This window comes from Acinetobacter sp. NIPH 1852 (assembly GCF_022549455.1).
GTDB lineage: Bacteria > Pseudomonadota > Gammaproteobacteria > Pseudomonadales > Moraxellaceae > Acinetobacter.
In genome coordinates, this window is record NZ_JAKZGG010000003.1 from 22516 (window position 1) to 43127 (window position 20612).

The 20612-nt window shown below is 38.2% G+C and carries 20 protein-coding genes; 13 read left to right on the top strand and 7 right to left on the bottom strand.

Going from position 1 to position 20612, the window contains the following annotated elements; genetic code table 11:
- The first annotated feature begins 126 nt into the window (after positions 1-126).
- Both MMO38_RS03335 and MMO38_RS03340 read left to right on the top strand, forming a co-directional pair.
- On the top strand, positions 127-1266 hold the full coding sequence (locus MMO38_RS03335; protein ID WP_241322538.1) for an SEL1-like repeat protein: 1140 nt from the start codon (positions 127-129) through the stop codon (positions 1264-1266).
- An 82-nt stretch (positions 1267-1348) separates the two neighbouring features.
- Complete coding sequence (locus MMO38_RS03340; RefSeq protein ID WP_241322539.1) at positions 1349-1807, top strand: hypothetical protein; 459 nt, start codon at positions 1349-1351, stop codon at positions 1805-1807.
- Between the two features lie 242 nt (positions 1808-2049).
- Here MMO38_RS03340 and MMO38_RS03345 read toward each other — a convergent pair whose 3' ends face one another.
- Genes MMO38_RS03345 through folE2 form a run of 4 tightly spaced genes read right to left on the bottom strand, consistent with a single transcriptional unit; the run spans position 2050 to position 5292 of the window.
- Positions 2050-3405, bottom strand: a complete 1356-nt coding sequence (locus MMO38_RS03345; RefSeq protein WP_241322540.1) for a dihydroorotase — start codon at positions 3403-3405, stop codon at positions 2050-2052.
- The gene (locus MMO38_RS03350; RefSeq protein WP_241322541.1) at positions 3395-3955 is read right to left on the bottom strand and encodes a carbonate dehydratase; all 561 of its coding nucleotides are present in this window, start codon (positions 3953-3955) and stop codon (positions 3395-3397) included. Before MMO38_RS03350 ends, MMO38_RS03345 begins: the two co-directional genes overlap by 11 nt.
- A 21-nt stretch (positions 3956-3976) precedes the next feature.
- The gene (gene hisI / locus MMO38_RS03355) at positions 3977-4396 is read right to left on the bottom strand and encodes a phosphoribosyl-AMP cyclohydrolase (protein WP_241322700.1); all 420 of its coding nucleotides are present in this window, start codon (positions 4394-4396) and stop codon (positions 3977-3979) included.
- Positions 4390-5292 (bottom strand): GTP cyclohydrolase FolE2, encoded by a 903-nt coding sequence (gene folE2, locus MMO38_RS03360; RefSeq protein WP_241322542.1) that lies wholly within the window; start codon positions 5290-5292, stop codon positions 4390-4392. Before folE2 ends, hisI begins: the two co-directional genes overlap by 7 nt.
- A 110-nt stretch (positions 5293-5402) precedes the next feature.
- Here folE2 and MMO38_RS03365 point away from each other — a divergent pair, with 110 nt between their 5' ends.
- From MMO38_RS03365 to MMO38_RS03415, 11 genes are all read left to right on the top strand, one after another.
- The gene (locus tag MMO38_RS03365) at positions 5403-6125 is read left to right on the top strand and encodes a D-Ala-D-Ala carboxypeptidase family metallohydrolase (RefSeq protein WP_241322543.1); all 723 of its coding nucleotides are present in this window, start codon (positions 5403-5405) and stop codon (positions 6123-6125) included.
- Positions 6122-6520 (top strand): transcriptional repressor, encoded by a 399-nt coding sequence (locus MMO38_RS03370; protein ID WP_241322544.1) that lies wholly within the window; start codon positions 6122-6124, stop codon positions 6518-6520. The genes MMO38_RS03365 and MMO38_RS03370 overlap by 4 nt, the downstream gene beginning before the upstream one ends.
- 15 nt (positions 6521-6535) lie before the next feature.
- Complete coding sequence (zigA, locus tag MMO38_RS03375; protein ID WP_241322545.1) at positions 6536-7759, top strand: zinc metallochaperone GTPase ZigA; 1224 nt, start codon at positions 6536-6538, stop codon at positions 7757-7759.
- A gap of 733 nt (positions 7760-8492) precedes the next feature.
- The gene (locus MMO38_RS03380) at positions 8493-10958 is read left to right on the top strand and encodes an acyl-CoA dehydrogenase (protein WP_241322546.1); all 2466 of its coding nucleotides are present in this window, start codon (positions 8493-8495) and stop codon (positions 10956-10958) included.
- A 253-nt stretch (positions 10959-11211) separates the two neighbouring features.
- Positions 11212-12198, top strand: coding sequence for an acyl-CoA desaturase (locus tag MMO38_RS03385; RefSeq protein WP_241322547.1), 987 nt, complete (start codon positions 11212-11214; stop codon positions 12196-12198).
- Complete coding sequence (locus tag MMO38_RS03390) at positions 12198-13472, top strand: NAD(P)-binding protein (protein ID WP_241322548.1); 1275 nt, start codon at positions 12198-12200, stop codon at positions 13470-13472. Before MMO38_RS03385 ends, MMO38_RS03390 begins: the two co-directional genes overlap by 1 nt.
- Positions 13473-13487: 15 nt before the next feature.
- A complete protein-coding gene (locus tag MMO38_RS03395) occupies positions 13488-14303 on the top strand; it encodes a DUF1365 domain-containing protein (protein ID WP_241322549.1) in 816 nt (271 codons plus the stop codon).
- Complete coding sequence (locus tag MMO38_RS03400) at positions 14278-15477, top strand: cyclopropane-fatty-acyl-phospholipid synthase family protein (protein WP_241322550.1); 1200 nt, start codon at positions 14278-14280, stop codon at positions 15475-15477. Before MMO38_RS03395 ends, MMO38_RS03400 begins: the two co-directional genes overlap by 26 nt.
- A 33-nt stretch (positions 15478-15510) precedes the next feature.
- Positions 15511-16290, top strand: a complete 780-nt coding sequence (locus MMO38_RS03405) for a DUF1295 domain-containing protein (protein WP_241322551.1) — start codon at positions 15511-15513, stop codon at positions 16288-16290.
- A gap of 8 nt (positions 16291-16298) precedes the next feature.
- Entirely contained in the window at positions 16299-17348 is a 1050-nt protein-coding gene (locus MMO38_RS03410) for a cyclopropane-fatty-acyl-phospholipid synthase family protein (RefSeq protein ID WP_241322552.1), read from the top strand.
- A 30-nt stretch (positions 17349-17378) separates the two neighbouring features.
- Positions 17379-18707 carry a HAMP domain-containing sensor histidine kinase gene (locus MMO38_RS03415; RefSeq protein ID WP_241322553.1) on the top strand — a complete coding sequence of 443 codons (1329 nt, stop codon included), beginning with the start codon at positions 17379-17381 and terminating at the stop codon, positions 18705-18707.
- Here the strand turns inward: MMO38_RS03415 and MMO38_RS03420 are convergent.
- The 3 genes from MMO38_RS03420 to MMO38_RS03430 all read right to left on the bottom strand — a co-directional run bounded on the left by MMO38_RS03420 (position 18704) and on the right by MMO38_RS03430 (position 20588).
- A complete protein-coding gene (locus tag MMO38_RS03420; RefSeq protein WP_241322554.1) occupies positions 18704-19399 on the bottom strand; it encodes a response regulator transcription factor in 696 nt (231 codons plus the stop codon). The genes MMO38_RS03415 and MMO38_RS03420 overlap by 4 nt on opposite strands.
- Before the next feature lie 13 nt (positions 19400-19412).
- On the bottom strand, positions 19413-19913 hold the full coding sequence (locus MMO38_RS03425) for a chalcone isomerase family protein (protein ID WP_241322555.1): 501 nt from the start codon (positions 19911-19913) through the stop codon (positions 19413-19415).
- An 84-nt stretch (positions 19914-19997) separates the two neighbouring features.
- Positions 19998-20588 (bottom strand): nuclear transport factor 2 family protein, encoded by a 591-nt coding sequence (locus MMO38_RS03430; RefSeq protein ID WP_241322556.1) that lies wholly within the window; start codon positions 20586-20588, stop codon positions 19998-20000.
- Positions 20589-20612 lie beyond the last annotated feature (24 nt).

The following is a 20612-nucleotide window of genomic DNA, read 5'->3' on the forward strand; positions in this document are numbered from 1 at the left end:
GATTATAAAAAATAAATTTATTTCTGGATTATTTGTATATATATTAATGAATAACACATGCAGTACTATGTTTACAGATAATAAAAATATATCACACTGAAGTAATGGTTGGAAATAAGTTAGATTATGTTGAGAAAAGTTGGTGTTATCTTTGTTGTATTGAGTGCAACAGCATGTGCTAGCCCTAGCAAGGAAAGTGATAAGGGGATATCAATACCGTGTGAGGTTCAAAATGAATATGGTGCAATTGGATGTGGAAAAGTTCCGTTAAGTTTAAAAGAAGATGTTAGTCAGAAGTTTAAAGAAGTTTGCCCCATAGATCTTGAGACTAATCCTGATAGGACATTAGCCTGTTTAAAAGAAAATAAAGACAATCCAGTAGAAGCATATAGGTTAGGCAACTTGGAATTCTATGGTCATCATGTAGAACAGAATATTCAAAATGGTTTGGAGCTTATTCAATTTTCAGTTGGTAATAACTATCCAGAAGCTATGTTGTGGCTTGCTAAATTCTATGAAGCACAGAAAGAATATAATAAAAGTTTGACTTTAATTAAAGATGCTGCTGAATTAGGTAATCCTTTGGCAATGTATAGTTTAGGATTTCGTTATAGTAAAGGAATTGGTGTGACGGCTAATAAAGAACTAACATTTAAATGGTTGAATATGTCTAAAGATTATGTGCCTGCATCTTATACAGAAATGGCAACATTATATTTTGAGAATGGAGATGTTGAAAAATTTATTGAATATAATGAAAAAGCTAGGAGTAAAAAATATTGGTTTGCTGATGTAGAGTTAGCAATTTTAGCTTTAGGTCAGGTATCAGGATATGAAAATTATCAGGATTTAAAAAAAGCTGAAAAATATGCACAAGAGTTAATAACTAACAAAGTCGCTGTAGGATATGCTATAAAAGCACAAACTCTAAGTATGATGTCCAATAATAAACCTAATTCAGAGATATGTACATTATATAAAAAAGCATTTGATGGTGGGTATCATTCTGCTGGAATTAATTTGGGAGCAGAGTATCTAACTGGAGATAATTGTAATAAAGATTTTTATAAAGCATTCAGTATTTTTGATAATTTATATAAAAATACCGTCGGAGATGTGAAAGTTTTAGCTGCTGTTAATTTGGGAACTATATATTTAAATGGATTAGGAGTCACTCGGGATTTAAATAAATCAAAAGAATATTTGCAATATGCTGCTAATGTGGGTTATCCGCCTGCTATAGATATGTTAAACTTATTAAATTAATTTAATAAGCCGATTGTTTTATAATAATCGGCTTGTAGGTGTATGAGATTTATTAAAAAAGATTTTTATAAATTGGAATTAAATGTTAAGTGAAATTAAATTTTTTTTGTTTATAGTTGGAGTGTTGTTCTTTACAGGATGCTCTTCAATTGAAAGAGAATCCTGCGTTAATATTTTTAATAATAGAGTTGCTGTTCTAACGCAGGACATTAAAGTTGTTAATTCAATCAACCTTATTGATAAGAATATTTTTTGTGGTAATCAGCTTTCTAGTGATTTTTATAATAACTTAGATACGTTTCTGTTTGGACTAAATAACAATCAACAAAAGACTTTTTACACAACTTTATTGCTTGCTGAGTTTCATAGAAATTACAACGCTGGGGAGTTTGTTGATTTCTTGCTAGGAAATAAAATTAATATTTTTGATCAATATATTGAAATTATAAATGATCAAGAGTTGTTATCGAAAATGAAATATACAGATGAAGAGTTACAGAATCTTAAAATATTAGGGGAAATATTAAAAGGAATAGATTGAACTTATAAATTAAATTTTAGTTACCTATTAACAAAGCCCAATAACTCCTTTTTGTAGAAAACCTACAAAGGATCAATCCCTTATTCAAAGATAAGCGTAGTGAAGTTTTCTTAATTTTAAGAACCCAACTTCAATTTGGTCTAGTCTCAACAGGGCAATATAATACTTACACCGTTGAGCAGACCAACACAGGTCTAAAAGTTGTAGAACAAGCAAGTTCGGAATTTAATCGAATATCTTTCCTATCGATCAATCTCTAAAGCTTTGCCTCGACAACTTAAAAACAATTGTTGTTGATGCCACGCAAGTTGTCCTGAAACAATCGTGGTATCAACCTCATAACGGAAAGTTTTATCTTGGAAAGGACTCCAATTGCACTTCATGTAATTTCGCTGATCTTTCACTGCGATACGTTGCGTATTTTCTCTAAGTAAAACTAAATCAGCCCAATATCCCTCACGAATATAACCACGATCTTTGATCTTAAATAAGTCAGCCACTTGATGAGAGGTTTTACGTATCATTGTTTCGATGCTGAGTTTGCCATCCGCGACCAGTTCCATTAGTGCGGGAAGTGCATGTTGAACTAGTGGTAGCCCTGATGGAGCATTCAAATACGGTTGATGTTTTTCATCCCAAGTATGTGGTGCATGGTCGGTTCCAATAATATCCAAACGATTACTGTTTGAAATCGCATGGATCAAAGCTTCTTTATCTTGTTGGGTTTTGATTGCTGGATTACATTTAATTAAATGTCCAAGTGCAGCATAGTCAGAATCATCAAAACTGAGATGATGAATACAAACTTCAGCAGAAATATGCTTTAGATTTAGTGGTAAGTCTTTAAATAGGCAAAGTTCTTTGGCAGTTGTAACATGTAAAACATGCAGTTGCGTTCCATTTTTTTCAGCCAATGAAACAGCCAGTCGTGAACTTTCATAACAGGCTTGTTTATCCCGAATTTTAGGATGCATTGCTGCTGGAATATTTTCGCCATATTTCTCCAAATATAACTTTTCTTGTGCCTTAATCCGAGGCGTATATTCGCAATGCGTCAATAAGATCGTCGGTACATTTGCAAACAACCGTTCAAGAGTTTGAGGATCATCAACCAGCATATTCCCCGTTGATGCACCCATAAACACTTTGACGCCACTGACTAGCTTCGGATCAAGTTGTTCAATAATGTTTAAATTGTCAGAACTTACACCAAAATGAAATGCATAATTGGCCATGCTGTGTTGTGCAGCAATCTGCTTTTTTTTCGTTAAGGTTTCTAAGTTCAATGTTGCAGGATTGGTATTGGGCATATCCATATAACTGGTAATACCACCAATCGTTGCGGCCATTGATTCCGATGCGATACTACCTTTTTGTGGTGAACCAGGGGCTCTAAAATGCACTTGATCATCAATCATACCGGGGATCACCCAAGCACCATTGGCATCAATGCTTTTCGCATTGAAAATACCTGTGATGTTGGAGGCAATTTTCTCGATTCGTCCATCTTGAATTAGCACATCAGCAATGTACTGTTTGCCTTCATTAACCAAGTTGGCATTACGAATAATGATTTTTGGATATTGTTTAAAACTCATTGTGTAATGCCTTATAACCTTTGACTAACTCGATATTTGTCGTAACCACACTTTCAGAAAATTCACTGATTGAGATATCAACAGGTGGATATTGGCTTAAATCTGTTTTAGGATTGATATAGCTCATAGCTGGCACATAAAAATGGTGGGGTAAATCACGTCCATCCACCACAGCATTGTGTCGAATCGCGCTATGATCACCGACTTTGCAGTTGAATAGCACACTGTTAAAACCAACAAAAACATGATGGCCGATTTCACAAGGACCATGAATAATCGAGCGATGTGCAATCGATGAGTTTTCACCAATAATCACTGCTGCTCCAGCTTTGGAGTGAATCACCACGCCATCTTGAATATTGGAATTTGCGCCAATAATAATCGGTTCCATCTCTCCATTTTTATCGGTTTCATCTGCTCGAATCACTGCATAAGGACCAATAAACACATTGGCATGCACAATAACTTTCCCACAAATAATCGCGGTTTGATCGACATAAGCAGATTGATCAATCACAGGAAGATGACCAGATGGATTTTTACGAAGCATAGAATTACCATTTTAAAAAAGTTAAATCATCGGTTGGGTTAAAATCTCGACCTGATCACCTTTCAGACCAAGATAAAAACAGTTGGGGCGTTGGGTGTGGCAAGCAGGGCCGATTTGATTGACCAGAAACAAAAGGCTATCGCCATCACAATCAAGTCTGGCTTCAATCAAATGCTGCCGATGACCTGAACTTTCGCCTTTTCGCCACAAACATTTACGTGAGCGCGACCAGTAACACACTTGTTTTGATGTCAATGTTTCGATTAAAGATTCGGCATTGACCCAAGCCATCATTAGTACATCTTTGGTATGGTGATCTTGCGTGATGGCAGGGATCAGGTCATCTTGATTCCACTTGATCTGCTCAAAAACACTATTGAAATCAAACTTTTGTCCTAAGGCGCCGTGTTCCATGCGCTCGAAAATTGAAAGGTCTACCATTGCCATGAACCCCGAGCCACAGCGTCATGTGCATGCAAACTTTCGGCATGAATGACTTTAAAATTGAAGCCTTTGATATTTTTATGCTGTAGAAATGTGCCATAGAGACGTCGTAATGCATCTTCACAAAACATAAGGTTTTGACCATTGGCGACTGCAAATGCTTGTTCATCAATACGTTTTACCGCAGTTTGCACGGCTGTCATGAGTGACTGTTCAGCTTGATTAATGAATAAAATTAACGGGATGTGTTTAATATTCTGATCGAGTTTGAAATTGAGAATGGCAAAGCTTCTTTGACTATGCGGGGTTGCGGCGATCGCGTCCGTGGTATTGAGCCAATCTACGATTTGTTGCTGATCTAAACTGATTTCTTGATTAGCCAACGCCGTTTGAAATCGTTGTTGAATAATATTTCTAGCGAGCGCCGCGGAACAAGGACAGGTGGAAGAATAGGGAATCTCGACTTTTAGTCTCGCTTCAAATTGATCCTTTAAAAGTTGGCATGACAGAACAAAAGGATAGCTTTTCCAGCCCGATAGCTTACTGATTAAGGCTGGTCGTTCGATATACAGTTCGCTATGAATTTCGATTTTTGCATTTGTCGATAAATCTTTGTGGCTTTCCAAAAAGTCTTTTAAAACGTGTTTGATATCAAATAGGCTGAGATTTTTTATATTGGTCAATTCTAAAAGTCGGGTATATAAACGCGACATGTGAATGCCTTTGGCGAAAGGGTCATCTAGGCTGACAAAGGCATTGATTTGGCTTGGGCAACGTGTATTTTCGATATGTACTGGTAGCGCAATGTTTTCCATACCGACCCAGTCAAGGGAATGGCTATATGCTTTCGGTAAGGTAGATTCAGCAGAAATATCGGGGAGAGCAAGATTCATTTGTTTGTTTGCTTACGTTGTAATGCTTAATGTAATGTTATAACATAACAACAAGTATCGACAAGCTCGTTGTGTCGTTAATTTACTTTGAGAGACGCTGGCAAATCAAAATGAACAAAATCTATCTGCTTGGATTCATTAGTTGTCTTTCTGCATGTCATTACCCTGATAAAGCGGCTCAGCTAAATCAGCAACCCAAGCTTGAACAGAAACAGGTTATTCCAAAAATTATCCTACAAGAAAAGCGCCTACCATCTTCTTACTTACAATGGGCGAATCAAGCCGAGCATCAACAACAAATAATGGCATATAAACATTTTTTAAAAGCTCAGGGCGTTGATTCTTACGTTCCAGACGCTGAATTTTTTCAGACCGCTAGAGATTGGCAGAAATGCAATTATGCCGAATATGAAGTTCCACCAAGAGAGTTATGGCGCAACATTGTTCCAACTTTAACTATTCTCAATCAATTTGTTGAAAAAAAGTTGATAGATCAATTTACGGTGACATCGGTCTATCGAAGCTATGCTTTAAATCAGTGTGCTGGCGGAGCGGGCGCATCTAAACACGTCTTTAATGCGGCACTCGATTTTCGCATTGGCAGTGAAAAACCAGATCCGATTGAACAGATCCGTATCGAGAAAACAAAAACTAAACTTTGTCAGTTTTGGCGTGAGAAAGGTGCAGCACTGAATATGGGTTTAGGTGTTTATGCATCAGGACAAATTCATATCGATGCGGCAGGATATCGTACATGGGGGGGCGATCACCGTTACACATCATCACCGTGCATGAATAGTTTTTTAATAATAACAATGAGTAAATCGCAATGAAACGAACCATAGCCCAGCAAAGTATTCTAGACATATTAAAAACAGAAAACAAAGCCATGAGTGCTTATGAGTTGTTAGAAAAGGCAAAGCCCTACGGCTTTCATGCACCGATCCAAATCTATCGCATTCTTAAAAAACTCTCAGAGCAATGCCTGATCGTAAAACTCAATACATTGAATATGTATGTCCTCAGTCAAGCTGAAATCACAGCGAATTACCAACTTTTTACCGTGTGTACAGAGTGTCAACAGGTACAAAGTATTGTGATTCCACAGCTTAAAAACTGTGTGGAATCCTCCATCAAAGCCAAAAAGTTTAATCCTAAATACCAATATTTAGAAGTATTAGGTCAATGTTTTTCATGTACTTCCAAACATGAAACCCAGCAAATTTAAAAAGTGAGAAAGCCAATGAATCATTCTTTAGCCACTCCATCTAAGCTACCTGTCACCGTTTTATCAGGATTTTTGGGCGCAGGAAAAACCACGTTACTTAATCATATATTGAATAATCGTGAAGGGCGAAAAATCGCAGTGATCGTGAATGATATGTCAGAAGTCAATATTGATGCCGCTTTGGTACGTGAGGGTGGCGCAGAGTTGTCACGAACCGATGAAAAGCTAGTGGAAATGAGTAATGGTTGTATTTGCTGTACCTTGAGAGAGGATTTGCTCATTGAAGTTCGCCGTTTAGCTGAAGACAATCGTTTCGATCAATTGGTGATTGAATCAACGGGAATTTCTGAGCCACTACCTGTTGCTGAAACCTTTACTTTTGAAGATGAAAATGGTGTTTCACTGAGTGAGTTTGCTCGTCTCGATACCATGGTCACGGTGGTCGATGCCTATAATTTTTTAAAAGATTACAGTTCGCTGGATAGTTTGCAATCGCGAGGCGAATCACTCGGGGAAGAAGATGGGCGAAATGTAGTTGACCTTTTGATTGATCAAATCGAGTTTTGTGATGTGATCGTATTAAATAAAGTTGATTTAATTAATGCTCAAGAAAAAGAACAGTTATTTGGAATTTTACATTCACTCAATCCGAGAGCAAAAATTGAAATTTCAGCTTTTGGTCAAGTGGATTTAGATCGTATATTAAACACCAATCTCTTTGATTTTAATGAAGCGGCACAAGCACCAGGTTGGCTAAAAGAACTCAGAGGTGAGCATACTCCTGAAACAGAAGAATATGGCATTCGCAGTTTTGTTTATCGTGCCAGAAAACCTTTTAATCCCCAGCGTTTTTTTGATTTTGTAAACTCAGAATGGAAAGGCGTTATTCGCTCAAAAGGCTTCTTTTGGTTGGCATCCAATCCTGAGTTTGCAGGCACTTGGTCTCAGGCAGGCGCGATGGCGCGACATAGTGTCGCAGGTTATTGGTGGGCGGCTGTAGGTGATGAGCATTGGCCTGAAGATCAACCCAGTCGTGAAGCTATAGAGAAAAACTGGGATGAGTTAACGGGTGATGCACGTCAAGAAATCGTATTGATTGGCATGGATATGGATGAATCAAATTTAGTCCAACAATTCGATGCTTGTTTATTAACGGATGACGAAATGGCATTAGGTGCAGAAGAATGGGAAAAGTTTGATAACCCGTTTGTTGAATGGGCGGATATGATCGTTAAGTAAATACAAAGAGTCTGAATAATGATGAAGTGATTTACAATCTGTAATGGAAGGTGAGCTAGAGTTTTCTAAATCATGCGATTGCATAAATAGGGAACTCTAGCTTTTTAGTCTTTATTATCCAGCTAAAGTGATATTTTAGCGCTAGAGTTTTAATGGTTATCTGAGCTGTCATATACACTCTAAGCTGTTTTATTGTTAGCAACGCTTTGATATTGAAACGAAGCACTGTGATAAAAACATCTTGTTTAATTTAGGTGTAATTGATGGGTGAAATATTCTAGAAGTATTTTTTAAATAACGAGTTTTTATAGATCCATGTTTAAAATCATTCTTTTTAATAATAATGGAAAATAACTTTTAAATGTAATTAAATTTTTTGGTGATGCAAGCACTACAAGTAATGATGATTATTTTTATTTATCTAATTGATATATAAATTAATATTTATTTTGAGTTGTTGTTTATATATCTATTTAATTTTTTTATCGATACTTTAAATAATCGTGCTGATATATCGTGTTGTATAAAAGATATATTAAAATAATCGCTCTTTTTTACTTAGGTTTTGTTTTGCAAGAATTATGTAATGTTTGGTAGCTTATAGGGAAAATAAAAAAACTCTCTGTACAATAAAATTTCACTCTTTCTTCACTAATTCAAGACTAGATTCAATTAGAAAGTTAATTAATTAGACTTCATTTTCTCAGTTCAAGTTCAAGCCAAAGGAGCAACCATGACTCTATTATTGATATTGCTTAGCTTGTTGATTCAGTTTGTTATACTGTGGGCTGTATTTTATTTCGAACTCAATCGAACAACCGGTAGTATTCTTTCTATCCTCATCGCTATCCTGTGTAGTGTTTTTATCACACCGTGGAGTTTGTTGATTGGGCTACCGATCATCTTGATGAGTGTGATTTTACTCATTCCTCCCTTGCGTGAAGCACTTATTAGTCGTCCCGCTTTCAACATACTCTCCAAAGCGATGCCAAGTATGAGCAGCACAGAAAGAGAGGCGTTAGAAGCAGGTACAAGCTGGTGGGAAAAGGAGTTATTCATGGGTTCTCCCGACTGGGAAAAATTTGATGAGTATCCTTATCCTCAGCTTTCAGTAGAAGAACAATCATTTATAGATAATGAAGTACAGCAATTGTGCTCAATGCTAGATGAATGGAAAATTCATCACCAAGATAAAGACTTGCCGCCTGAAGTTTGGCAGTTCGTCAAAGATAAAGGCTTTTTAGGGTTAATTATTCCCAAGTCATTTGGGGGCAAAGAATTCTCGCCTTTTGCACAAAGCCGAATTATGAGCAAGATTGCTTCGCGTTCATTGACTGCTGCTGTGAGTTGTATGGTTCCAAATTCATTGGGTCCCGGTGAGTTGTTGCTGCATTATGGAACAGAAGCACAGAAGCAGCGTTATTTGCCCGGTTTAGCAAACGGAACGGAAGTACCATGTTTTGGTTTAACCAGTCCAGAAGCGGGTTCAGATGCTGGCGCGATTCCAGATACAGGTGTGGTGTGTTATGGAACATATCAAGGTCAAGAAGTCCTTGGTCTGAAAATGAATTTTTCCAAGCGCTGGATCACACTTGCACCGATTGCAACTGTCATTGGTTTGGCGTTTAAACTCCATGATCCAGATGGCTTGTTAGGGGACAAAAGCAAAGTCGAATATGGCATTACCTGTGCCTTAATCCCTGCAAGTCACGAAGGCATAAAAATTGGAGCAAGACACAATCCCGGTGCACCATTTATGAATGGTACTGTTGAAGGGACAGATATTTTTATCCCGATCGATTGGATTATTGGTGGTCAGCAAAATGCAGGTAAAGGCTGGCGCATGCTGATGGAATGTTTAGGTGTTGGTCGTGGTATTTCACTGCCTGCATTGGCAACGGCTGCGGGTGAAATGAGTTATCTGTTGGTCGGTGCTTTTGCCAGTGTTCGTCAGCAGTTCAAAGTGTCTGTTGGGCAGTTCGAAGGAGTGCAAGAAGCCACCAGCGATATTGCCAGTGATGCTTATATGTTGGAGTCATTCCGCTACTTAGTAACCTGTGGTTTGAACCAAGGCGGAACACCCGCAGTAATGACCGCGATGGCGAAGTACTATGCCACTGAAGCGATGAGAAAAGTCATTAATCATGGCATGGACGTCGTAGGTGGACGTGCAATTCAACTTGGGCCGCGTAATTTCCTTGCATTAACTTATCAATCAATTCCAGTTGCGATTACGGTTGAGGGTGCCAATATTCTGACACGTTCGTTGATGATTTTTGGTCAAGGTTCGATGCGTTGTCATCCCTATTTATTCGAAGAGTTACAGTTGTTGCAATCGGAAGATAAAGCATCTGCCTTAAAACAATTTAATCCACTATTGTTTAAACACCTTGCTTATACATTCAACCGTGCAGCAAAAGCAGTTGCATTTGGCATCACAGGTGGCTCAGATCATGGCTCTAAACAGTCGGATCAATTTTCAAAACCTTACTACAGCATCATCAATCGTATGAGTGCAGATTTTGCCTTAACAGCAGATATGGCACTTGGTATTTTGGCGGGGGATTTAAAACGTAAAGAAATGCTTTCAGGGCGTTTGGCTGATATCCATTCTTATTTATTCATCGCAACTGCGATTTTAAAATATTATGAAAATGGTCAACGAACTGAGGCTGAACAGAAGCATGCAGAATTGGCATTAAATAAAGCGTTATATAATGCACAAGAAGCATTTTTCGGATTTTACGAGAATTTTCCAGTCAAGATTGCAGCTCAGTTGGTGAAATTGATTTGTTTCCCATTTGGTCGACCTATTTCAAAACCTTCGGATCAACTTAAACAAGACGTTGCTCAATTACTTCTACAGGAACATGCGTTCCGCGAAGAGTTGAAAAAACATGTTTATTATACGACTGAAGCAGATGATGTTATGGGACGAATGGAGTCAACTTTCCAAATGTTGCTCACTGTGCAACCCCTATGGAATAAGTTTAAAAAAGCTGAATCCAAAGATCAGTTTAAAGGGCTTACTTTCGAAGAGCACATTGCGGATGCAGTATCGGTTGGTTTCATTGACTCAAGCGAAGCAGAAAAGCTCTTGCAATACAACGCAAAACGCTATGACAGCATGCTGACTGATATCTTTGATGAGCATTTAGAAAATGATTTGATCCCAGAAAATCCTCATCTGAAAAGTTAATTTAAGATGAGTGTAAAAAAGCGAGTTCGATGTGACTCGCTTTTTTATGTATCAATCCAATTTTCTTCGATATAGCAACGAAATCAATTTTTAGTTTAAAGATATAAAAATCAACAAAAATATATGCTTATTCAATAATTTTATACTATGATGAGCATGGTAGCTTAATCAATTGCGTTTGAGCTTCACATAAATTTCATGTCAAATTAACTACAATCATAACTATAAAAAAGAGATGGGTCAGGAAGAATCAATGCTTAAATTTTTTCTGCGATGGATAGACAGTTGGTCGATAACGCATGCTTCCGAGACAAATGAGTTTGATACTTTAAAGACTTTCAAAGATGCCAAAATTCAGTGGCTCAGAATTCTACCTTTTATCATATTGCATCTCGCATGTTTAGCCATCTTTTGGGTTGGAGTGTCTTGGTTTGCTGTGGGTTTTATGCTGTTCTTCTATTTCATTCGTATGTTCGCGATTACAGCATTCTTCCATCGCTATCTATCGCATAAAACATTTCAGACTTCGAGAATCGTACAATTTATTTTTGTGCTGATTGGCACAATGAGCGCTCAACGCGGTCCACTATGGTGGGCGGCACATCATCGTTATCACCATCGATATACCGATACGGATCAAGATCCGCATTCATCAAAACATGGGTTTTGGTACAGCCATGTGGGTTGGTTTTTAAATGAGCAGAATTTTTCTACCCGTAAAGAAGTGATCAAAGACTGGCTCAAATTTCCTGAGATCGTTTGGCTAGATCGTTTTAGTTTGCCTGTAGTACTCATTACAGCTTTGGCTATTTACGCTTTCGGCGAGTGGGTAGCTGTTACTTATCCAAGCTTAGGGACATCGGGTTTACAGTTGCTGGTTTGGGGGTTTGTTGTTTCAACTGTTTTGTTGATCCATGCGACTTTGTGTATTAATTCGCTTGCGCACCTCTATGGCAGTCGGGACTTTGAAACCCCAGACAATAGTCGAAATAATCTATTCCTATCCATTATCACATTAGGTGAGGGATGGCATAACAACCACCACTATTATGCAGGTAGTACCAGACAGGGTTTCTTTTGGTGGCAAATAGATATTACCTATTATCTTTTAAAAGCCATGTCTTGGCTGGGACTGATATGGGGAATAAAGCCTGTGCCACAACGTATTTACACTGCACGTAAAAGCCAACTCAAAAAATTCAAAATGAACTCAAATAAAATTCATAGCAAGGAGTCTTGATGAAGATTGCAATCGTAGGCTCTGGTATTTCAGGCATGTATGCTGCGTGGAAATTATCTAAACAGCATCAAGTAACGATCTTTGAGAAAGAAAATTATTTTGGTGGTCATACTGATACGCATGATTTATCGATTGATGATAAAAACGTGGCGGTTGATAGCGGTTTTATTGTGTTTAATGATTATAACTATCCCTTATTCAGCGCCATGATTGCTGAATTGCAAGTAAAAGCTCAGAGCAGTGATATGAGTTTTTCAGTTAATAATCAGGTGACAGGGCTACAGTACAACCCTTCAAAAAAATGGTCATTATTGAGCAGACCACAAAACTTTTTAAATAAAAAATTTCGGATCATGTTGTCTGATTTAATTCGTTTTTATCAGGACAATAAAGATGTTTCGGTAGATGAGTGTGATGCTGATTTAACAATTGAAGACTATTTAAATCGAAATGATTATTCTCAAGCATTTAGAGAAGAACATTTGTATCCGATGTGTGGCGCGCTTTGGTCAAGTCCTGTCGATCAAGTGGGCAAAATCCCTTATAAGTTTGTGGTGAGTTTTTTTCAACACCACCGTATGTTGCAATTAAAAGATCGACCGCAATGGCAGACGGTAAAAGGTGGATCGGCTTCTTACATCCGAGCCATTCAAAAAGCTTGTCCTTCCATACAGTGGAAGAATGCCCCAGTGCAACAGGTAATACGTGCTGATGATTCCGTTACGATTATTACCGAAAAAAATCAGGAAACTTTTGATTGGGTTGTGTTTGCCAGTCACGCGGATGATACGTTAAAGCTGATCCAAAAACCTTCAAAAGTAGAGCAGGAAATATTGGGAAGTTTCGATTATCAAGATAATTTTATGGTCGTACACAGTGATAGCTCGATCATGCCAAAACGTCGATCACAGTGGGCGAGTTGGCATGTGCATGTGACAGCCCAAGATCAGTCTAATAAAAAATCTAAAGTGAATAATGTGCATTATGGATTTACCTATTGGATGAACAGCTTGCAGAATCTACCGTGTAAAACACAGGTGTTTTCGACACTCAATCCAAATATGCCAATTGCAAAAAACAAGATTTATGTCGAACGTCATTATCGACATCCTGTATTTGACAAAAAAGCAATCCAAGCACAAGCACGTTGGCATGAACTAAATGGCAAAAATCGCAGTTCCTTTTGTGGCGCGTATTGGGGATGGGGATTCCATGAGGATGGAGCTAAAAGCGCTGAACGTGTTGTAGCACAGTTATTGACGCTGTCTGATTGATACGGAGCGAATGATATGTTTGAAGCTTCACTTTCGATCGCAAAAGCAAAAATCAGGCATCGCCGTTTTGCGCCCAAACTACATCACTTCGAGGCATCGTTGAGTTATCTATGCTTTGATCCCGATCAAATAACGGCAAATTTGGGCAAATCATGGCTGTGTTCTACACGTCGCTGGAATGTTTTAAATATTTATGAAGATGATTTTCTTCGAGAGCATACAGGGACGATCAGACAGAAAATAAAAAAAATCCTGTTGCAGCAAGCCGATACCATTTTGTCAGCTCAAGCAGAAATTCGTGTATTGGCTTTACCGCGAACGCTTGGTTTTAGTTTCAATTCGGTGGTGTTTTATTTTGTTCTCAATCAGCAGCAACAACCTATTTTTATATTAACTGAGATTAGCAATACGCCGTGGAATGAACGGAAAGTCTATGTACATGATTGCCGACATAAATTAGAAAATCACAGCCAATATGAGGCGGTAGAGTTCGAGTTTGAGAAAAGCTTCCATGTTTCTCCATTTATGCCGATGGACATTCAATATAAATGGAAGTTTAGTTTTTCTGACGTGCAGCATGTCATTCATATGCAACTGTATCAGTCGCAAAAAATGATTTTTGATGCAACGATGCGATTCAACTTGGTGAACATCACACTTCCTTCACAGCTCAATCGATATGCTATTCATCATGCCTTCGAACCTTTCAAGATGTTAGCTTCAATTTATATACAAGCATTTCATCTATGGCGAAAGAAAGTTCCTTTTTATCGGCATCCTAAAAAAGATAAGGATTTAAAACAACATGATGAAAACGCTAATTTTCGGTGAACACGATTCACTGCCTTTGGTTCTACGAAGCTTGCTGAAACTTCGTCATGGTCAAATCCATTTTCGTGGAGAATGGAATGGTACTGTTGGTGAGGTTTCTGATTTAGAAGCGACGATAGAGGTTCATAATAAAGAGTTAATCAATCTCATTTTTAAAAATGGTGTGCTCGGCGCAGCTGAAGGCTATATTCAAGGCTATTGGAGCAGTGAACATTTAGTTGAAGTGATTCAGATATTGGCGAGAAATCGTCATGTGCTAGACAAAATCAACCAAAATGTCATTTCTCAAGCGAGTCAACTGGCTTTAAAAGCGTGGTATAAAACCCGCAAAAACTCACTCACAGGCAGCCGTAAAAATATTGCTGAACACTATGACCTGAGCAATGATTTTTTTAAGTTATTTCTCGATTCTTCAATGATGTACTCCAGTGCGGTGTATCAGCACAAGGACATGACTTTAGAACAAGCCTCAGATTATAAAAAAGAATTGATCTGCCAAAAACTACAACTCAAGCCGATGGATCATTTGGTTGAGATTGGAAGCGGTTGGGGTGGTTTTGCAATTTATGCCGCGCAAAATTACGGTTGTAAAGTCACCACCATTACGATTTCACAAGCTCAATATGACGAAGCAACCAAACGCATTGCAGATACTGGCTTGAGCCACCGTGTAGATGTTCAACTTAAAGACTATCGTTTATTGGAAGGCAAGTTCGATAAATTAGTCTCTATCGAGATGATCGAAGCGGTGGGCGAGCAATATTTATCGACCTATTTTAATAAATGTAGATCTTTATTAAAACCCAATGGCTTGGGCTTGATTCAAGCGATCACGATTGAAGACGCACGTTATAAAAAAGCGTTGCATACCGTGGATTATATTAAACGCTACATTTTCCCTGGCAGTTTTATTCCGTGTATCAGTGTGTTGACTCAAGCTGCATCTGAACAACAGTTACGTTTAAAACATCTTGAAGATATTGGTTTGAGCTATGCGGAAACCATTCATCAATGGCGGGAGCGGTTTTTAAATGCCAAAGCGCAAGTTTTAGCACTAGGTTTTGATGAAAACTTTATTCGAATGTGGGATTTCTATCTTTGTTATTGCGAAGGCGGCTTTAAAGAAGGGGTGATCAGTGATGTGCATCTCTTGTTCGAAGCAACTCCGTATTAATAAGTCACTTATTTGATGCATTAAGGAGGCAGTATGTTGTGGCAATTGTTTTTACTTGATGCAGTGGTGATGACCGTTTGTTGGTTATGGGCAACATACAATCATCGTGCAGGCATCGTTGATGTGGCATGGAGTTTTTGTATTGTTCTTAATATCGTCATGACAGCATGGTTGGTGGATGTTGCCCCAGTCAATGTCCAGTTATTCATTGGAATATTCAGTTCAATCTGGTTCTTGCGTTTGAGTTGGCATTTGTTACGCCGTTATTTAGCAGAGCATGAAGAAGATCGACGCTATGCCAATATGCGTCGTGCGATGGGGAAATATCAACATCTTGGTTTTTTCGCTTTCTTTATGTTTCAAGCAGGCTTGGCTATGTTGTTTACGATTCCAATGTGGAGTTTGCTCAATGTTCCAAGTGCCGTATGGCGTGTTCAAAGCAATGATTTTCTGATTATTGCGGGGATGATCATGGCAATTGCTTTTATCGGTGAGGTGATCGCAGATCAACAACTTTATCGGTTTAAGCAAAACACGCAAAATCATGGCAAAACCATGGATCAAGGGCTATGGCGTTATTCACGTCATCCAAATTATTTTTTTGAATGGATACATTGGTTTGCTTATCCAGTTTTAGGATTGGCAGCGGGTTTATATAGCTTGTGGATTTATCCAGTATTGATGTGGTTGTTTCTGTACTACATCACAGGTATTCCATTTAGCGAACAACAGGCTTTAAAGAATCGAGGTCAAAATTATCTCGATTATCAAAAACGAACTTCTATGTTTATTCCGTGGAAACCCAAAGAGTAGGTACGCGCATGGACTTTATTATTCAAAAATCATTAAAACTCGTTGAGAGCGGTCTAGTACCTGATCAAGCGATTCGTGCTGCAATCCGTGCATTGAGCAAAAAGCGATTGATTCAAGAAGGGCGCTATGACCCTGAACAAGGTGCTCAACGTTATATGGATGTGCTGAACATGCTGAAGCACAGTGAAATTGCAATCGAAACGGACAAAGCCAACGAGCAACATTATGAATTGCCAACTGCTTTTTTTCAGGCTGTTTTAGGAAAAAGGTTAAAATACAGTGCATGTTTTTTTCCACATGAAAAAACCACGTTGGATGATGCAGAGGAATTTTCGCTGCACATTTATAGTGAGCGGGCGCAATTGCAGGATGGTCAACAGATCTTAGAACTTGGATGTGGTTGGGGTTCATTTACATTATGGATGGCAGAACGCTATCCCAATGCAAAAATTACTGCAGTGTCCAACTCTGCAACCCAACGTAATCACATCTTGGCGGAAGCTGAAAAGCGCAGTTTAAATAACATTGAAGTGATTACTTGCGATGTCAATGTCCTTGAGTTAACAAAGAATTCATTTGATCGCGTGGTTTCTGTGGAAATGTTTGAGCATGTCAGAAACTATCACAAGCTGTTTGAGAAAATTCAATCGTGGCTTAAAACGGATGGATTATTATGGTGTCATATTTTTTGTCACCGCTTTTTACATTATCCATTTGAAATCAAAAGTGAATATGACTGGATGTCGAGATACTTTTTCTCTGGTGGATTGATGCCTGCAAGTTCAACTTTTTTACACTTCCAAGATCATTTAGAACTTGCACAGCATTGGCAATGGTCAGGTACTCATTATGAAAAAACTGCCAATGCTTGGCTGGAAAATATGGATCGCAACGCTGAACAATTAAAACCCCTTTTTGAAAAAGTGTATGCACAAGATGCTGAGGCATGGTGGCAACGTTGGCGTATATTCTTCATGGCTTGTGCAGAGTTATTTGGTTTTGAGCAAGGACAAGAATGGGTGGTCGGTCACTTCCTGTTCAAAAAGAAAGCCGTATAATGAAATGCGAATCTGCCAGTAGATCAGCCTATGTTTAGACGCAATAAAAATGATGCAAATACGCATCCACTCAGTGAGATGTTTAATCGCCATTATTGGTTGCAAATTGGGCTGATCGCACTTTCGATTATTATCGGAATAGCCTGTAGTGCTTGGGTTATCAAGGGTTCACTGTTAAAAACAGCGCTTGAACAAGAAATGGATCACTATTGGATACGAATTGAGCGTAATCCCAATGCTGATCTGCCTGATACAAAAAATTTATATGGCTATCGTTGGGAAACTGAAACACCGCCATTGGCGTTCAAACATCAAGTTTTAAAAGCAGGGGTACATCGAATATTTGTTGATGGTAAAGAACGAATGACGGTGTATGGCGAACAAAAAGGGCAGCATGTACTGCTGGTTTTTGGCGAAAGCAACGTCAATAAAATCGTTTGGATGTTTGGTCTCGCGCCTTTGATGTTTAGCCTCATCGTGTTGTATAGTTTTTTATGGTGGTCTAACCGTCGAGCGCGACGATATTTTTCACCGATCACACGATTGGCGAATGCTTTAGAACATATTGACTGGGCGCATCAAAATAAAGAAGCGTCTCCGTTTCAAGGGATCAGTACCAATGGCAATATGGAGGCTGAATATCTCAAGCAAGCATTAGAAAAATATCACCAAGTGCTGAATGACTTTATCAACCGAGAACGCGAGTTTACTGGTGATGTGAGCCATGAGTTACGCACTCCGCTTACGATCCTAAAGGGAAATGTGCAACTGTGTCAGTCTCGTTATGGCAATGACAAATCTTTAAGCCGTATTTCGAATACCATCGAGGATATGCAATTACTTGTTGATACTTTATTGGCAATCGCGCGGAATACGACCAACACTTTAACGGCAGAGCAAATTTGTCTATCGAATATTATCAGTGAGTTGGTTGGTGATCTCGAGTCCGTCGGCCAAACCAAGGGCATTGAAATCTTGGTTCAATATGATCCGCACGAATTTCCAAGACTTATCTATCCTTCGATGACCAAGATGGTGCTGAGCAATATTTTACGCAATGCATTGAATTACTCGCAAGGGACACATATTCATATTATTCAACGCAAGAATAGTATTGTGATCGCTGATAATGGTATCGGAATCAACATGCCAAATGATTCTAAAGTACAAGAGTTAAGCGCAAGTCAGCTTCAAATTAAAGCAAAAGGGCATGGTATTGGATTACAACTGGTGCAGAAACTCTGTAATCAATTGGGATGGCGTGTAGAGTTGTTTGATCGACAATACTATTTAAACACACACCCGCACCTTCAACTCGAGAATACAACAGGTCTAATTGTTGTTGTTTATATGAACTAACTTGAGTGATCTTCTAATGCGACCTTTAATCCAACACCTGAAACGGTGTGAATCAGCTTTTGTTGAAACGGTTTATCGACCATTTTACGTAAATTATAAATATGACTGCGTAAGGCATCACTTTCAGGTTCTTCATCACCCCAAAGCTCAATAATAATTTCTTGTTTGGTAATGACCTTGGGCGAGTTTCGCATCAAAATTTTCAATAATTTGAATTGAATGCGTGCCAAATCGATTTGTTGACCCGCACGAGTTACGGTCTGAGTCGAACTGTCTAAAATAAGATCGTGGATCTGAATCTTGTTTGAAGAAACTTCGCCAAGAGAGCGTTTGATTAAAGCACGTATGCGCATGACCAATTCATTAAAATCAAAAGGTTTAACCAGATAGTCATCTGTACCGGCAGTAAACCCTTTTAATTTATCATCTAGTGTATCTCTCGCAGTCAGCATCAACACAGGAATGTCTTTGCCTTGATCATTCCGCAACCATTCACATAAATCATAACCTGATCCATCAGGTAAATTAATATCAAGCAATAACAAATGATAGGGTTGCTGCTTTAGAAAATTTCTTGCAGCATCTAGATTCCGCGCATGGTCGATCACAAAGCCATGTTCTTCTAAAAACTCGCATACAGTTGCAGCAAGCTCATAGTGATCTTCGACCATCAGAATAAATTGATTGTTCATAATTAGATTCAAGTTATTGATTTAGTAGTTGTTGCTTTAATTTAGCATTGAATGGTGAACTTCCAAACCAAATTTTAAAATACTGATTGGCTTGATTGTCAGTGATTTTTCCCAGTGGCTTTTGATTTAAAGATAATGAAAGGGTTTGATTGGATTGGGTGTATTTTAATGAATATAGATCACCTTTTCGTACAGGTTTATACAGTGCTGTAATTCGATTCAAAGGCGAGTTTTCTGAATAGTCAGGAATATTTTTCTTGAGGAAATGTGTTGCTGCACGTTTGAATGCCCATTCAGGAATGTCACGAGTGTATAAGAAATCTAATTGAATATCTTGCGTTTCCCATTTTTGTGTACAGTCTGCTGCATAGTAGCTCACATTACCGACCTCTTTTTTGGTGACGATAAGGGCGGCATTTTTACACAATTGCGTATTCGCAGAACTCTGAGAGGCTGTTGTTAATAAAAAAAGCGTACTCGATAGCAGTAATAAATTTTTGTAATAACCACGCATCTCAGACCTCAATATTTAAAAGTTAAGTTGTCTATCTATCCTTCACTTTAATTATGAAGGTGCTCAATTTATTTCCATGATTTTCTACTGGGGTGAGTTGGATTTTAAGTTATTTTTAAAAGGTAAAATCATTGAGTAAGCTTTGCCGACATAAGGCAGAGAACGAAAAAGTCCATCGGCAGGATCCCAATAATCTTGTTGGAAAACGATCTGATTTGAACCATTGATCTTGATTTGGGTGATGCCATAGGATGCCATCGATTTAGTACGACCAAACATTTTAAAATCATAGGCCATATACCAATGTATATAAGCTGAATCACTTTGATGTGTGGCACTGACCAGTTTTACAGTCACATTACTCACACGCTTATTCATACCTTCAAAATGTTGTATTAAATCTTGTTTATTGGAAAATTGAGAAAGTGTGTCATTTATAAAAAGTTGATCTGCATAAAGTTGACTTGCATTTTTTACGAAATCATCTGTTCCTAGTGTATTAAAAGCAGTAACGAAGCGTTGGCCGATCATTTGAGCTTTTTCATTGTCCAGCGTGATCCCTGTTATTTGTTTATCTGCATTTTGATAATCAGATGTATAACTTGGAACACTTTTACATCCGACTAATGAAATTAAGGTCAGCGTTGAAACTGCTAATGTTTTGAAGAGAGCCATATCTAATATCCAATTCCACTTTAA